We start from the raw sequence: 14236 nt of genomic DNA, 5'->3' as shown, positions 1-14236 counted from the left end.
ATGTGTCCCCGACAGAAAACTCGATGGGAGTAACCCCTTCGTTTCGCGTGGAGATGTCCGAATAACGATTTGGACGAATTCGGGTAGTAGAGCGAGTATCGACCTTGTGTAACGTCTCGATTTCTCCTGTAATTAACTGTCGTTCTCCAGTTCGACGGGAAACCCCTGCGTCTCGGTTCCCCCACACCCCATCGTTTCAGGTGGAGCAGCGAACAGGAGGGGAGGGGGGTTCGGTAGTCTTTGTATAGCGGTGGTTTTATCACAGATATCCGCATACCAAACCCGTAGTAGAGAGAAAACGGATAATATTACTCATCCTCTCTATTCAATTAACATTCGACCGCCGTCTAGCGGTCTCCCCCCACCCACCCCTTCGGCCCGTTCCACCTGAAACGAAGGGGTGGGGGTGTTGCCTTGCGAGTAGTTCACGTCACCGCGGCACGTGTCACCATATCAGAATCACGGCTACTGCGGCGAGGACAGACTGCGGGGAGTCGGCGCGGCGGCTTCAGAACGCTCGTCGTGTTCGAGAGACACTGCGGTACTCCGGACGTCACTGCTCGGTATCCTTACGCACGTGTACGCCCAAAGTAACAAGCTAAATGAACGCGTATCGCCGCCGAGCGGCCGCCTTTCTGTCGCTCGGTACGTCCCGCTCGAACGCCGGCCTGTCGATTTCGTCGTTCGAGTTCGCCCAATCGGACTGGCCGCCGTCACCGACGTTCTTTTCTGTCGTTTTGTCGACCACGTGACTGGTGTCTGACGTAGTGCTTAAGTGAGTCCGGTTGGGTGATACCTCCATACGCCCTCCACGACGCGTTCGGGAGGTGCGGGAGGCCCAGGATGGGACTGCTCACAGATTTAAGAGACAGCATCTCACGAGTCGTCGACCGGCTCTTTTCGGAGAGCGAGCCGAAGCGGATCGGTATATATGGCCCGCCCAACGCCGGGAAGACGACTCTCGCAAATCGTATCGCCCGTGATTGGACCGGTGACGCCGTCGGTCCCGAGAGCCACATCCCTCACGAGACTCGCCGCGCCAGGCGGAAAGAGAACGTCGAAATCGAGCGGAACGGCAAGAAAGTCACTATCGACATCGTCGACACCCCGGGGGTTACGACGAAGGTCGATTACAAGGAGTTCCTCGAACACGACATGGAGAAAGACGACGCCGTTCGCCGGTCCCGCGAGGCGACCGAGGGCGTCGCCGAAGCCATGCACTGGCTCCGCGAGGACGTCGACGGCGTCATCTACGTGCTCGACAGCACGAAGGACCCGATATCGCAGGTCAACACGATGCTCATCGGTATCATCGAGAGCCAGGACCTGCCCGTGCTCATCTTCGCGAACAAAATCGACCTCGAAGACTCGAACGTCGAGCGCATCGCGAACGCGTACCCACAGCACGAAACAGTCGAGTTGTCAGCGCTCGAAGGGGAGAACATGGACGAAGTGTACGCCAAAATCGCGAAGTACTTCGCGTGATTCACCATGCCTGAAGCAACCGCCTCCGACAACGGCTCCGACGGGGTCCAGATAGACCTCTTCAGCGGGAATCGGATGGCAAACCTCACCAGCATGGAGAAGATTCGACTCATCCTCGACGGCGTCCGTGACGGGAACATCGTCATCCTGGAGGAAGGCCTCTCGCCCGACGAGGAGTCGAAGCTTATCGAAGTCACGATGGCCGAGATAAGCCCCGACGAGTTCAACGGTATCGAAATCGAGACGTATCCGCGTTCGCAGACCGCAGACCAGAGCTTCCTCGACCGGCTCATGGGCCGACAGTCGACCCAGAAGCTCACGGTCATCGGTCCCGCGAACCAGATTCAGACGCTTCACAAGGACGAGAATCTCATCAGCGCGCTCGTCTCGCGAAAGTAGGGGGCCCCACGAACGCCCTCACGCGCCATCCGGCGCCAACATCCACCAATGCCACATCAATGCACCACGTGCGGTAAGGTGTTCCCCGACGGCTCGAAGGAGATGCTCTCGGGGTGCCCGAGCTGCGGCGGCAACAAGTTTCAGTTCAAGCCCGCGTCGAGCGGGAGCGCTCCCGCGAGCGCAAGCGACGACACGCCGTCGACGGGCGGCGCCGGAACGCGGGACCTGAGCTCCTCGGCGGCCGACGCCGTCCGAGACCGCGCACAGCAGCAGTCCCATCCCGACTCGACCGACGAGGAGTCGATGACCGTCAGCGACTGGGCGGACGCGAATGCGGACGCGAACGCCCCACAGCGATCCGAGACCGGTGACACCGCCGGTTCGACCCGAAGCGAACCGTCGTCGACCGGTGCGGCCGGGTCGAGCGACGCGTCCGACGCGGCCGACGCGGGTGGCGAACCCGAAGACAAACCTCGCGGTTGGGGCGAGTGGCCGTCCGCGCCCGGCGAGTCTCCGGGAGCAGACCCGCAGGAACCCCCAGCGTCGCGGAACAAATCCCGAGGTGACGCGACGGAGCGACCCAGTAGCTCGGCGGACTCGGCTTCGCCTCCGGACCGCGACCCCGGTAAAATCAACGCGCGCGAGACGGACGAAGACAACTCCCAGAAGAGCGCTCGGAGCGATGTCGTCACGCCGGAGGAGCTCGCCGCCGCCGACGCGAACCGACGCGGTTCGGCGGCTGAGACGCCGTCCGAAGCGCCGCCCGCCTCCGAGGGGCCGGCCGGTCAGCCCGCCGACGCGCCCACGGACGCGGACGGCACGGTCATCGAGCCTTCGTCCGACGAGCGGCCCGACCTGGACCAGCTTCGCGAGGAGCTCAACGAACAGTTCGAGAGCATCAAAATCGTCAACCCCGGGCAGTACGAACTCAACCTCATGGAGCTGTACGACCGAAGCGAGTACATCATCTCGCTCCGCGAGGACGGCCGGTACGTCATCGAAGTTCCGGACACGTGGGGCCCCGGCAACCGCGAGGACTGAGCGCGCTTTCCGCGCCCGCCCGACTTTTCACCCCGTCGTTTCCGGTGGAACGCCGACCGTCCGGCCACGTACGCGCGAGTCCATCCGTCGAATCGGCATAACCGTTATATACGATAGTTGAGAGTATATCTCCTTGGGGAAGCGCTATGTCCAATCCGCACAACGAAAAGGTCGCCGAGTGGGCGTCGCTCCTCGGAGCGTCGCTCCCGACCGCGCGACCAGACGACCCCGACCTCGATACCTCTGACAGCACGGGGTAACGACCGCCGCGGCGAGGCCCGGCGGACGCTTTACTTTCACCCCGCTCTGCGAACCCTTATCGGCAAGGGCGAGCAATCGTCACCGATGTCGGCCTCCGAGGACGTTGCGTACGTGGACCACCCGCTACTCGCGCCGTCGTTCATCGAGCGGCGGCTCTATCAGATTCGCCTCGCCGGGACCGCGCGCGACGGCCACACGCTGGTCTGTCTCCCCACCGGCCTCGGGAAGACGACCGTCAGCCTGCTCGTCACCGCCCAGCGCCTCCACGACGTGGGCGGAAAGTCGCTGTTTCTCGCGCCGACGAAGCCGCTGGTCCAGCAGCACGCCGATTTCTACCGCGAGGCGCTGACCGTCCCGGACGACGAAATCGTCGTCTTCACCGGCGACGTTCGGCCCGACGACCGGGCCGAACTCTGGCAGGAGGCCCAAATCGTCATCGCCACGCCGCAGGTCATCGAAAACGACCTCATCGGCAACCGCATCTCGCTTCGGGACGTGACGCACCTCACCTTCGACGAGTGCCACCGCGCGAGCGGCGACTACGCCTACGTCTACATCGCAGAGCGCTACCACGCCGACGCCGAGAACCCGCTCGTCACGGGGATGAGCGCCTCGCCCGGCGGCGACGAGGAGGCCATCCTCGAAGTCTGTGAGAACCTCGGCATCGTCGACGTGGAGGTGATGACCGAGGAGGACGCCGACGTGTCGGAGTACACCCACGACACGGACGTGGAGTGGAACCGCATCCAACTCCCCGACGAGATTCTGGAGATACGCGACGCGCTCAACGAGGTCATCACCGACCGACTGGAGAAGCTCAAGCAGTTGGGCGTCACCAAATCGACGAAGCCCGATATCTCCCAGAAGAAGCTCAACCGGATGCGCGCGGAGCTCCAGCGGCTGATGAACGCCGACAAGTCGGAGGGCTACAAGGGGATGTCGACGCACGCGGAGGTGATGAAGCTCCGCCGGGCGGTCGAACTCGTCGAGACCCAGTCGGTGGAGTCGGTCCGGCGGTACTTCGAGCGCCAGCGCAACGCCGCCCGGTCGTCGGGCGCGTCGAAGGCGAGCCAGCGACTCGTCGCCGAGCCGAAAGTCCGCGAGGCGATGCGGAAAGCCGAGTCGTTCGACGGCCTCCACCCGAAGTTCAGGAAGACGCGCATCCTCCTCGCGGAGACGCTCGGCATCCAGAACGGCGAGCGCGTCATCGTCTTCACCGAGTCGCGCGACACGGCCGAGGCGCTGACGGAGTTCCTCTCGGAGAGCTTCTCGGTCCGGCGGTTCGTCGGGCAAGGCGACCGCGAAGGCTCCGACGGGATGACCCAGAACGAACAGCAGGAGACCCTCGACAAGTTCCGAAACGGCGAGTTCGAGGTACTCGTCTCGACATCCGTCGCGGAGGAGGGTCTCGACGTGCCCGAGGTCGACCTCGTGCTCTTTTTCGAACCCGTGCCGACCGCCATCCGGTCCATCCAGCGGAAGGGGCGGACCGGCCGGCAAGCCGACGGTCGCGTGGTCGTCCTCCTCGCGGAGGACACCCGCGACGAGGCGTACTTCTGGATATCGCGCCGCCGCGAGAAGACGATGCAAAACGAGCTTCGGGACCTCAAGGGCGCGGCCGACGACCTCGAAGCCGAACTCGACCCCTCCCAACGCGACCTCTCGGCGTTCGCGGGAGACGACGCCAGTTCCGCCGGTAGCGCGGGGAGTTCCACCGGAAACGAGGGGGTTGACGCCGCGAGCGAGGGCGATGCGAACGGGGCGTCGGCTACCGCGTCATCCGCCTCGAACGGCCGGACCGCGACCGCGGCGGCGACCGACTCGGACGGGCAGTCCGGCCTCGCCGACTTCGGTCCCTCGGACGAGGCGTTGGCGCGGGCGGACGACGGCGACGACAGCCACGGCGAGGACGCCGACCCGGCCGACTCGGGCGACGACCCGGCGTCGGACGCAGAAGGAGACGAGGTGGACGACTCGGCCACCGTCGCCGCGGCGGGCACCGACGACGAGGACACCGTCGAAATCGTCGTCGACCAGCGCGAACTCGACTCCAACATCGCCCGCACCCTCTCGAAGCGCGAGGACCTGACGACCCGACTGGAGACGCTCGCGGTCGGTGACTACGTCCTCTCGGACCGCGTCGCGGTCGAACGAAAGAGCGTCTCGGACTTCCTCGACACGCTCACGGGCGGCGACCGCTCGATATTCGAGCAGATAGCGGACCTCACGCGCCACTACGCCCGGCCGCTGCTCGTCATCGAGGGGCGCGGGCTCTACGAGGAGCGCAACATCCACCCCGGCGCGATTCGCGGGGCGCTGTCGTCGGTCGCGGTCGACTTCGACGTGAGCGTGCTGTTCACCGAAGACGAAGACGACACCGCGGAGCTGCTGGCGACCATCGCCACCCGCGAGCAGACGGACCGCGAGCGCACCGTGAGCGTCCACGGCGGCAAGAGCGCGAAGACGCTCGACGAACAACAGGAGTACGTCGTCTCCGCCATTGCCGACATCGGCCCGGTCACGGCGCGGACGCTGCTCGAAGCGTTCGGGAGCGTCGAGGCGGTCATGACCGCCACCGAGGAGGACCTCAAGGAGGTCCGCGGCGTCGGCCAAGTCACCGCCGAGCGAATCCGCGAGGTCGTCGGCTCGGAGTACCGCTGAGCCGCGTTCACCGCCCGGAGCGCGTCAGGGGACGATAGTCACCGGAACGGCCTCGGCCCGGAGCACCGTTTCTGCGGCGCTCCCGAAGACGGTTCGCTCGACGATGCCGTCTTCGTGGTGGCCCATCACGACGTGGTCGAAGCCGCCGCGCTCGACGGTGTCGAGAATCTCCTCGCCGACGCGGTCGGCGGTCCACACGTCGACCGTGATGGTCGAAAGCTCCGGTTCGCCGCCGAAGTCGCCCGCTTTGAGTCTGCCGCGCGCGTCGTCGAGAATGGCCTCCGTCGCGTCGGTCTGGTTGTTCGTGTAGTGGACGACGTGGAGGCTCCCGCCCATCCCGTCGACCATCTCGATGGCGAAGTCGAGCGCGCGTTTGCTGGCGTCGGTGCCGTCGATGGGGATGAGAACGTCCATACGAAACAGAGGACCCGCGGGGCGGTAGTTCTACCGCCCGGAGCGACAGCCGACGCGAGGTGGCGAGGACAGGCAGTCGGTTATCGGTCGAGCGCCGAGATGGCCTCGGCGGCCTCGCGCGCGGCGGTCAGATACTCCGTCGCCCGCCGCGGGTCGTCGGTCGACTCGGCTTGTTCGGCGGCCCACGTCAGCGTCCGCACGAGCGACTCGCGCGCGGCGGTCACGTCGCCGGCGACCTCGCGAGGCGCGCGTCGCTCGGTCGCCTCCCGCTCGCCCGCGGTTCGCGTCCGAGTCGGTGCCGCGTCGCGCCCGTTCGCGCCGGTGGGGTCGCGGCGCGTCTCGTCGGCGGCCTCGGTGCTCCCCGCGGAGGCGGCCGTCTCGTTCGCGTTCGCCTCGGCTTCGGCTTCGCTTTCGTCGGCTTCGACGGCCGCTTCGGCGGCCTGCTCGGCGTCTTGGTCGGCGTTCGCCGCGGCCTGCCCCTCGGCCTGACAGGTCGGACAGAACACCTGCCCCTCGTAGCGGAACAAGGGGTCGCCGCAGTTGTCGCAGTGCTTGTTCGTCATCGTCGCGCCCTTGAGGAGCAGCTCGCTCATCCGCTGGGTCGACCGTCGCTTCGTTTCGTCTCGCTCGTACTTCTCCCGAAGTCGCTGGCGCTCTGCTTCCTTGTCGAAGTCGCTCATGTGCGTGTGGACGCGACGTGCGTCGAAAAACCCCACGGCGTCGTTCGACCGGTTTCGTCACCGGCGGTTTCACCGGCTCTCGCGCCCGAGTCCACCCCGTCGCTGTCGCCCGATGTTCGACGACTGACGAACACGAAATCGACAGACTGCGGTTCGGTGCCCGTTCCGAAACGTTTACTCGGAATCCACAGCGTCGTTAATGTGGCATGACGAAAGTTAGCGTGATTGGTGCGGCCGGCACGGTCGGTGCCGCGGCTGGGTACAACCTCGCGCTTCGCGATGTCTGTGACGAACTCGTGTTCGTCGACATCCCGAAGATGGAAGACAAGACGGTCGGACAGGCGGCGGACACGAACCACGGCATCGCGTACGACTCCAACACGGTCGTGACGCAGGGCGGCTACGAGGACACCGCCGGCTCCGACGTGGTCGTCATCACGGCGGGCATCCCGCGGCAGCCGGGACAGACCCGTATCGACCTCGCGGGCGACAACGCCCCCATCATGGACGACATCGGCTCCTCGCTCGCGGAGCACAACGACGACTTCGTCTCCATCACCACGTCGAACCCCGTGGACCTGCTCAACCGTCACCTCTACGAGACGGGCGACCGCGACCGCCACAAAGTCATCGGCTTCGGCGGCCGCCTCGACTCCGCCCGCTTCCGCTACGTGCTGAGCCAGCGCTTCGACGTGCCGGTCAAGAACGTCGACGCGACCATCCTCGGTGAGCACGGCGACGCGCAGGTGCCGGTCTTCTCGAAGGTCCGCGTCGACGGCAACGACCCCGCCTTCTCCGCCGACGAGAAAGAGGAGATTCTCGGTGACCTCCAGGAGTCCGCCATGGACGTCATCGAGCGCAAGGGCGCGACCCAGTGGGGTCCGGCGACCGGCGTCGCCCACATGGTCGAGGCCGTCCTGCACGACACCGGCGAAGTGCTCCCCGGCTCACTCGTCCTCGACGGCGAGTTCGGCTACGAGGACACGGCCTTCGGCGTCCCCGTCAAACTCGGCTCGAACGGCATCGAGGAGGTCGTCGAGTGGGACCTCGACGACTACGAGGCCGACCTCATGGACGACGCGGCCGAGAAGCTCCGCGACCAGTACGACGAAATCGCGTAAGCCGCTCCGGCTCGCTCGCGCGACGAATCCAATCCGTCTTTTTCACCCGAGTATCTGACGCCGCTCAGAGCCGCCGCTTCAGTTCGTCGGCCGTCTTCTCGCCGACGCCGGGCACGTCGGTCAGGTCCTCGACAGACGCCTCGCGCACGCCCTCGACGCTGCCGAACCGCGTCAGCAGCGCCCGGCGGGTCTTCTCACCGACGCCGGGCACGTCGTCGAGGACGGTCTTCACCTCGTCTCGGAGCGTCTGGTGGTACTGGACGGCGAAGCGGTGGGCCTCGTCGCGGACCCGCTGGAGGACGTGCAGGTGCGGCGCGTCGTCCGGCCAGTCGAAGGTTCGGTCGGGCGTGACGACCAGTTCGCGGTCCTTGGCGATGCCGACGGCGGGCACGTCCCAGCCCGTCTCGTCGAGGGCGTCGAGCGCGGCGTTCAACTGTCCTTTGCCGCCGTCGATGAGGAGCAGGTCGGGGTCCGGGCGGTCGTCGCGGCCCTCCAGCGCGCGGGTCGCCCGCCAGCGGACGAGGTCGCGCATGTTCGCGTAGTCGTCGTTGCGCTCGGGGAGTCGCCGCCGGCGGTAGTCCGCGGTCTCGGCGCTTCCGTCGACGAAGCACACGTCGCTCCCGACGACGGCCTTGCCCTGCGCGTGGCTCACGTCGAAGCCCTCGATGCGGGCGACGCGGCGCACGTCGAGGTCGAGTTCGCGGGCGAGCGTCGCGAGGCCGTCGTCGCGGCCGGCGCGCCGGCGGGCGTTCTTCAGCGCGAGTTCGACCAGTTTCGCCTCGCGGCCCGCGCCGGGGACGCGGACGCCCACGCCCTCGGCTTCGAGCCACGCGACCACGTCCTCGTCGTCGGGGTGCTCCGAGAGGACGACCGCGTCGGGGAGGTCGCGTTCGGCGTAGAACTGCGCGAGGAACGCCGAGAGGACGGCGGCCGTGCGGTCTTCGCCCTCGGGCGCGTCGAGGTGGTGGCGGGTCCGGTCCACCAGTTGACCGCGCTCGGCGTGGAGTCTGGCGACCGTCGCCGAGTCGCCGCGGAGCGAGACGCCGAGCACGTCGATGGCGCGCTCGTCGGACTGCGACGAGACGGCGTCTTCGCCCGCGCCGTGGAACGACTCGACGGCCTCCAGTCGGTCGCGGAGATTGGCGGCGCGCTCGAACTCCGCGTCCTGCGCGGCCGCCTCCATCTCCCGGCGGAGCGGGTCCGCGAGGACGCCCGTCTCGCCCTCGAAGAATCGAACCGCCGACTCCACGTCCTCGCGGTAGTCGCGCTCCGCGATTTCGCCGGTACAGGGGGCCGTACACAGGCCCATCTCGTAGTCGAGACACGGCCGCGAGCGGTTCGAATACTTGTGGTCAGAACAGCCGCGGAGGCCGTAGGTCTCTCGAATCGCCTTCACGACCGTCTCGACGCGGCCCTTGTCGGTGTACGGCCCGAAGACGGTCGCGGAGTCCTCGGGGTCGCGGGTGACCTCGATGCGCGGGACCGCGTGGGCCGTCAGTTGAACCAGCGGGTAGGATTTGTCGTCTTTCAGCCGGACGTTGTAGCGCGGCTGGTGGCGCTTGATGAGGTTGGCTTCGAGGAGCAGCGCCTGCGTCTCAGTGTCGGTAACGGCGAAGTCGATGTGCTCCGCGCAGTCGACCATCCGGGAGATGCGCTCCGAGCGCGGGTCCGCGTACGACCGAACTCGCGCGCGGATGTCGACCGCCTTCCCGACGTACAGCACCGCGTCGCCGGCGACGAACTGGTAGACGCCGGGGTCCGACGGCAGCGCGCTGGCTCGTTCGCTGACCGCGGCAGGGTCCATCTGGGGTGGCTTACCGCGCGAGGGGCTTGAGGTTGACGCGTCGAGCGGAGCGGCCGACTCGACCATCCCGCCACTGCGTGATTATCTTATTTGATACTGCCCTCGAAAGATACTCCTGTGATGCCCTGAAACGAAGTCGATAATGTCACTTGGTATACTCTCACGCGTCCGCTCGTGGTTCGGTGAGGAGACGCCGTTACCGGACGGCGGAATCGTCGCCGGTTCCGCCACCGACGCGCCGGACCTGAACGTCGACGACGACGTACTGCTCGACGGCGTCGGGCTTCCGGCGTTCGTCCTCGACGAACAGGGCCGCATCGCGGCGTGGAACGCCGGCGTGGAGTCGTTGACCGGCACGTCCGCGGCCGACGCGCTCGGCCGGCGCGACCTCGGTGAGACGTTCTACGGCAACGCCGCGGCCCGGGTGCTCGCGGGGCAGGTCCTCGACAACCCCCGCGACGCCGCGTCGCTCGACGGCGTGGAACTCGACGACCCCGACCGGCTGCTGTACGCCGCGGAGGAGACGTTCGCGGACGCGAACGGCGACGACTGTCACGCCCGGCACACCGCGATGCCGCTGTACGAGGGCGACGAGCTCGTCGGCGTCCTCCAGACCGTCCGCAACCGCACGACCGAGGTCGAGCGCCACCGCGAGGTCGCCGCGCTCGTCTCCGAGGTCGAATCGACGCTGACCCAGTTGAGCCAAGGGAACCTCGACGCGCGGGCGACGATAGACGACAGCGGGGCCGTCGACGACCAGCTGTATCTCGTCGTCGACGCGGTCAACGAGACGGCGCGGAATCTCTCGACGCTGGCGTCGAACGTCGAAGACGAGACCGAGACGGCGACCGCGGCGGTCACGCGGGCGGCGTCGGCGGCCGACGCCATCGTCGAGAACGTCGACGAACAGCGCGACCTCCTCGACGAGGGCGCGACACAGATGCAGCAGTTCAGCGCGACGATGGAGGAGGTCGCCGCCACCGCCGACGAGGTCGACACCGCAGCCACCGAGGCGCGGCAGGCGACCGCCGAGGGTCGCGAGGCCAACAGCGAGGCGCGAGAAGCGACCGAGAGCGTCGTCACGATGGGCGACGAACTCGTCGACCGCGTGACCGAACTCGGCGGCCGCATGGACGACATCGAGGCGGTCGTCGAGGTCATCTCCGAGGTGGCCGAACAGACGAACCTGCTCGCGCTCAACGCGAACATCGAGGCCGCCCGCGCCGGCGAGGACGGCGACGGATTCGCCGTCGTCGCGGAGGAGGTCAAGTCGCTCGCCGACGAGACGCGCCAGCACACCGAAGACATCACCGCGCAGATAGAGAACATCCAGTCGCAGACCGACGAAGCGGTCCACGCGGCGACGGAGTCCAACGACCGCATCGAACACGCCGACGAGCGCATCTCCGAGATGCTGGCGGCGTTCGAGGAAATCGCCGCCTCCATCGACACCGCCGCGGACGGCGTCGCGGAGGTCTCCCGCGCGACCGACGAGCAGGCCGAGGCGGTCGAGGAGCTGACCGCGACCATCGAGGACGTGCGCGACCGGACCGTCGAGACCGAGGGCGCGGTCGACAGCATCGTCACCGCGACCGACGAGAGTACGCAGGCGTTGTCGTCGCTCGCCACCGAGGTCGAGGAGCTGACTGGGAGCCGGTCTGCCTGACGTGAGTCGGACACGCGCCCGCGTCAGGCGACGCCGGCGAGGAGGTTCCCGACCGCGTAGGCGACCGTGGCGGCCGCCATTCCGACGACGAACATCTCGACGCTGTTAGCGAGCCACGAGCGATTCGTCACGAGGCTCCGGCTCGCGCCGACGGCGAACGTCGTGACGATGCCGTCGTTCGCGCCGTAGATGAGTTCGGGAAGGTATCGGCCCGACGACTCCACGTCGTCCCCGAGCAGCGTCTCCAACATGCCGGAATCGTACGCTTGCGGAGCGAATAAACGACAGGGGGGACTCCCGGCGCGGCACGCTCCGCGATGCGATGCCGGCACGCGTAAGGGAACCCCGGCCGAACCACGGCCCATGAGCGACGACGACACGACGCGGCTCTGGTTGGTCGAGCGGTCCTACGACGACCGCGACCTCATCATCCTCATCTACGCGACGCCCGACGGCGAGTACGAACTCCGGAAGGAGCTCGCCGCGGCCGTGATGCACCAGCGCCGGATGACCGTGACCGCCGCCATCGACGCGCCGACGGAGAATCTCGAACCCGTGGATGACGACGACCTGCGCGAGCGGTACGCCGCGGAGGCGACGAAGATGGCCGACTCCCACGAACCCGACGACGAGGTCTGACGTTCCAGCAGCGGCGAACTGCGACTTCGACAGCCCCCGAGTTCCGCCCGCAACGTTATCGGCCGTGATTTCCGCACCTAAAACACTTTAAGGCAGTGCGACGCAGGCCCGCCCATGGCCGCCATCGAACTAAACGGGGTGACGAAACGGTTCGAAGACGACGAGGGACTGTTCGATACCCTCCTCCCGTCGTCCGAACCCGACACCGTCACCGCCGTCGACGACCTCTCGTTTTCCGTCGCGGAAGGGGAGGTCTTCGGGTTCCTCGGTCCCAACGGTGCTGGAAAATCGACGACGATCAACATGCTTCTCGACTTCGTGCGTCCGACGAGCGGGTCCGTCCACGTGCTCGGACACGACGCGCAGGCCGAGAGCGTGGCCGTCCGTCGTCGGACCGGCGTACTCCCCGAGGGCTACGAGGTGTACGACCGGCTCACCGGGCGCGAACACGTCGAGTTCGCCATCGAGTCCAAGGAAGCCGACGACGACCCCGACGAACTGCTCTCCCGCGTCGGCTTAACCCCCGACGAGGCCGACCGCCGCGCCGGCGGCTACTCCAAGGGGATGTCCCAGCGCCTCGCGCTCGCGATGGCGCTCGCCGGCAGTCCCGACCTCCTCGTCCTCGACGAGCCCTCCTCCGGTCTCGACCCCGCCGGCGCGCGCGAGATGCGCGATATCGTCCGCACCGAGGCCGACCGCGGCGCGACGGTGTTCTTCTCCAGTCACGTCCTCGCGCAGGTCGAAGCGGTCTGCGACCGCGTCGGCATCATGCGCGACGGCGAACTCATCGCCGAGGACACCATCGAGGGCCTCCGCGACCGCGTCGACGCCGAGGCGGTGCTCCGCATCGACGTCGACGGCGACGCCGACCTCGACGCGGTCCGCGCGCTCGACGGCGTCTCGTCGGTCGAATCTGACGGCGACCGCCTCGTCGTCGGCTGTACCGACGACGCCAAGACCCGCGTCATCGAGGCCGTCGAGGCCGACGGCGCGACCGTCGCCGACTTCGAGACCGACTCCGCGTCGCTGGAGGACATCTTCCTCGCGTACACCGAGGGCGACGACCCGGCCGACGAACCGGAGGTGGCGGCGTGACGCTCGAATCCGTCGCGCGCAAGGACTTCCGCGACGCCCTCCGGTCGCGGTGGCTCCTCGGGCTGACGCTGTTTTTCGCCCTGCTCATCGGCGGGTCGACGGCGCTGTTCTACGGCGTTCTGCTCTCGGGCGCGGGCGCGAACTCCGAGACGCTGTTCGGCCTCACGACCGCCCCGGGCGGGCTGTTCAACTTCTCGTATGCGGGCATGCTCGGGTTCGTCCTCGCGCTCATCGCGCTCGTGACGGCCCACGGCTCGCTCATCGACGAGCGCGAGTCGGGCACCATCAAGCTCCTGCTGTCGCTGCCGAACTCCCGGCGCGACGTGGTGTTCGGAAAGCTGGTCGGCCGCACGCTCGTCGTCCTCGTCTCGATGCTCGTCGGCTTCGTCGTCGCCCTCTTCGCGATGCTGTTCACCGGCGGGCAGGTCATGTTCGTCTCCTACGCCGGGCAGGTGGCCCTCTCGGGACTGCTCGCCACGGCGTTCGTCTCCATCGGCGTCTGGCTCTCTGCGACCTCGGCCTCCCAGCGGCAGGCATTGTTCGGCACCGTCGGGCTGTACTTCATCTTCGCCGTCCTCTGGTCGACGGTCGCCACGGGCGTCCCGCGGCTCGTCAACTGGGTCGTCGAACAGCTCGGTCTCACCGCGCTGACCGCGCCGCAAATCGTTCAGATGCGGCTTTTCATCAAGTACCTGAACCCGCTTCGGGCCTACGAGACGCTGGTCGCGGAGCTGTACGGGCCCGCGGTCGCCGCCCGCCTGTTCAAGGCCGGCCTCGCCGAGCGACTCACCATCGAATCGACGTTCTCGCAGTCGCTGCCGTTCTACTTCACCGGGCCGTTCATCCTCGCCATCCTCGTCGCGTGGATTGTCGTCCCGCCGCTGCTCGGCTACCGGGCGTTCGAGAAGGCCGACCTCTGAGGCCGACGTAGCGAGCCTGAGGCGGTCGCCTCAGCGCCCGTCTCAGCGAA

General features: G+C 67.3%; 13 protein-coding genes. 9 read left to right on the top strand and 4 right to left on the bottom strand.

From position 1 onward, the window contains the following. Positions 1-843: 843 nt before the first annotated feature. From DVK03_RS00365 to DVK03_RS00350, 4 genes are all read left to right on the top strand, one after another. Positions 844-1485 (top strand): Era-like GTP-binding protein, encoded by a 642-nt coding sequence (locus DVK03_RS00365; RefSeq protein ID WP_004044952.1) that lies wholly within the window; start codon positions 844-846, stop codon positions 1483-1485. 6 nt (positions 1486-1491) lie between these two features. Beyond that, on the top strand, positions 1492-1884 hold the full coding sequence (locus tag DVK03_RS00360) for a DUF2073 domain-containing protein (RefSeq protein WP_004044951.1): 393 nt from the start codon (positions 1492-1494) through the stop codon (positions 1882-1884). A 48-nt stretch (positions 1885-1932) separates the two neighbouring features. After that, positions 1933-2925, top strand: coding sequence for a Zn-ribbon containing protein (locus DVK03_RS00355; protein WP_081606157.1), 993 nt, complete (start codon positions 1933-1935; stop codon positions 2923-2925). A 345-nt stretch (positions 2926-3270) separates the two neighbouring features. Further along, positions 3271-5847 carry a DEAD/DEAH box helicase gene (locus tag DVK03_RS00350; protein ID WP_115801958.1) on the top strand — a complete coding sequence of 859 codons (2577 nt, stop codon included), beginning with the start codon at positions 3271-3273 and terminating at the stop codon, positions 5845-5847. Positions 5848-5871: 24 nt separating this feature from the next. Here DVK03_RS00350 and DVK03_RS00345 read toward each other — a convergent pair whose 3' ends face one another. Next, positions 5872-6261 carry a universal stress protein gene (locus tag DVK03_RS00345; protein ID WP_008609153.1) on the bottom strand — a complete coding sequence of 130 codons (390 nt, stop codon included), beginning with the start codon at positions 6259-6261 and terminating at the stop codon, positions 5872-5874. A gap of 80 nt (positions 6262-6341) precedes the next feature. Then, positions 6342-6941, bottom strand: coding sequence for an Sjogren's syndrome/scleroderma autoantigen 1 family protein (locus tag DVK03_RS00340; RefSeq protein WP_115801957.1), 600 nt, complete (start codon positions 6939-6941; stop codon positions 6342-6344). Positions 6942-7147: 206 nt separating this feature from the next. On the opposite strand from DVK03_RS00340, the gene mdh reads away from it, so the two are divergent. Continuing rightward, on the top strand, positions 7148-8062 hold the full coding sequence (gene mdh / locus DVK03_RS00335) for a malate dehydrogenase (protein WP_008578602.1): 915 nt from the start codon (positions 7148-7150) through the stop codon (positions 8060-8062). 64 nt (positions 8063-8126) lie between these two features. On the opposite strand, the gene DVK03_RS00330 is transcribed toward mdh, so the two are convergent. Further along, entirely contained in the window at positions 8127-9866 is a 1740-nt protein-coding gene (locus DVK03_RS00330; protein WP_115801956.1) for an excinuclease ABC subunit C, read from the bottom strand. A 142-nt stretch (positions 9867-10008) separates the two neighbouring features. On the opposite strand from DVK03_RS00330, the gene DVK03_RS00325 reads away from it, so the two are divergent. Further along, a complete protein-coding gene (locus DVK03_RS00325) occupies positions 10009-11532 on the top strand; it encodes a methyl-accepting chemotaxis protein (protein ID WP_115801955.1) in 1524 nt (507 codons plus the stop codon). Between the two features lie 23 nt (positions 11533-11555). Here DVK03_RS00325 and DVK03_RS00320 read toward each other — a convergent pair whose 3' ends face one another. Then, on the bottom strand, positions 11556-11783 hold the full coding sequence (locus tag DVK03_RS00320; protein WP_115801954.1) for a hypothetical protein: 228 nt from the start codon (positions 11781-11783) through the stop codon (positions 11556-11558). 112 nt (positions 11784-11895) lie between these two features. Here DVK03_RS00320 and DVK03_RS00315 point away from each other — a divergent pair, with 112 nt between their 5' ends. From DVK03_RS00315 to DVK03_RS00305, 3 genes are all read left to right on the top strand, one after another. Next, positions 11896-12171 carry a hypothetical protein gene (locus DVK03_RS00315; protein ID WP_004044915.1) on the top strand — a complete coding sequence of 92 codons (276 nt, stop codon included), beginning with the start codon at positions 11896-11898 and terminating at the stop codon, positions 12169-12171. A gap of 114 nt (positions 12172-12285) precedes the next feature. After that, the gene (locus tag DVK03_RS00310; RefSeq protein WP_115801953.1) at positions 12286-13266 is read left to right on the top strand and encodes an ABC transporter ATP-binding protein; all 981 of its coding nucleotides are present in this window, start codon (positions 12286-12288) and stop codon (positions 13264-13266) included. Then, on the top strand, positions 13263-14186 hold the full coding sequence (locus DVK03_RS00305; RefSeq protein ID WP_004044911.1) for an ABC transporter permease: 924 nt from the start codon (positions 13263-13265) through the stop codon (positions 14184-14186). The genes DVK03_RS00310 and DVK03_RS00305 overlap by 4 nt, the downstream gene beginning before the upstream one ends. Positions 14187-14236: the final 50 nt, after the last annotated feature.

The organism is Haloferax sp. Atlit-109R, from assembly GCF_003665865.1.
Lineage (GTDB): Archaea > Halobacteriota > Halobacteria > Halobacteriales > Haloferacaceae > Haloferax > Haloferax volcanii.
The sequence above is the reverse complement of the archived record's forward strand: the minus strand, read 5'-3'. Positions and strand labels throughout refer to the sequence as shown.

What these genes read in the sequence shown, in the direction of transcription:
- DVK03_RS00360 (WP_004044951.1), top strand. Translation starts at nt 1,492, where the DNA reads ATGCCTGAAGCAACCGCCTCCGACAACGGCTCCGACGGGGTCCAGATA.
- DVK03_RS00350 (WP_115801958.1), top strand. Translation starts at nt 3,271, where the DNA reads ATGTCGGCCTCCGAGGACGTTGCGTACGTGGACCACCCGCTACTCGCG.
- DVK03_RS00365 (WP_004044952.1), top strand. Translation starts at nt 844, where the DNA reads ATGGGACTGCTCACAGATTTAAGAGACAGCATCTCACGAGTCGTCGAC.
- DVK03_RS00320 (WP_115801954.1), bottom strand. Translation starts at nt 11,783, where the DNA reads ATGTTGGAGACGCTGCTCGGGGACGACGTGGAGTCGTCGGGCCGATAC.
- DVK03_RS00325 (WP_115801955.1), top strand. Translation starts at nt 10,009, where the DNA reads ATGTCACTTGGTATACTCTCACGCGTCCGCTCGTGGTTCGGTGAGGAG.
- DVK03_RS00345 (WP_008609153.1), bottom strand. Translation starts at nt 6,261, where the DNA reads ATGGACGTTCTCATCCCCATCGACGGCACCGACGCCAGCAAACGCGCG.
- DVK03_RS00315 (WP_004044915.1), top strand. Translation starts at nt 11,896, where the DNA reads ATGAGCGACGACGACACGACGCGGCTCTGGTTGGTCGAGCGGTCCTAC.
- mdh (WP_008578602.1), top strand. Translation starts at nt 7,148, where the DNA reads ATGACGAAAGTTAGCGTGATTGGTGCGGCCGGCACGGTCGGTGCCGCG.
- DVK03_RS00340 (WP_115801957.1), bottom strand. Translation starts at nt 6,941, where the DNA reads ATGAGCGACTTCGACAAGGAAGCAGAGCGCCAGCGACTTCGGGAGAAG.
- DVK03_RS00330 (WP_115801956.1), bottom strand. Translation starts at nt 9,866, where the DNA reads ATGGACCCTGCCGCGGTCAGCGAACGAGCCAGCGCGCTGCCGTCGGAC.
- DVK03_RS00310 (WP_115801953.1), top strand. Translation starts at nt 12,286, where the DNA reads ATGGCCGCCATCGAACTAAACGGGGTGACGAAACGGTTCGAAGACGAC.
- DVK03_RS00355 (WP_081606157.1), top strand. Translation starts at nt 1,933, where the DNA reads ATGCCACATCAATGCACCACGTGCGGTAAGGTGTTCCCCGACGGCTCG.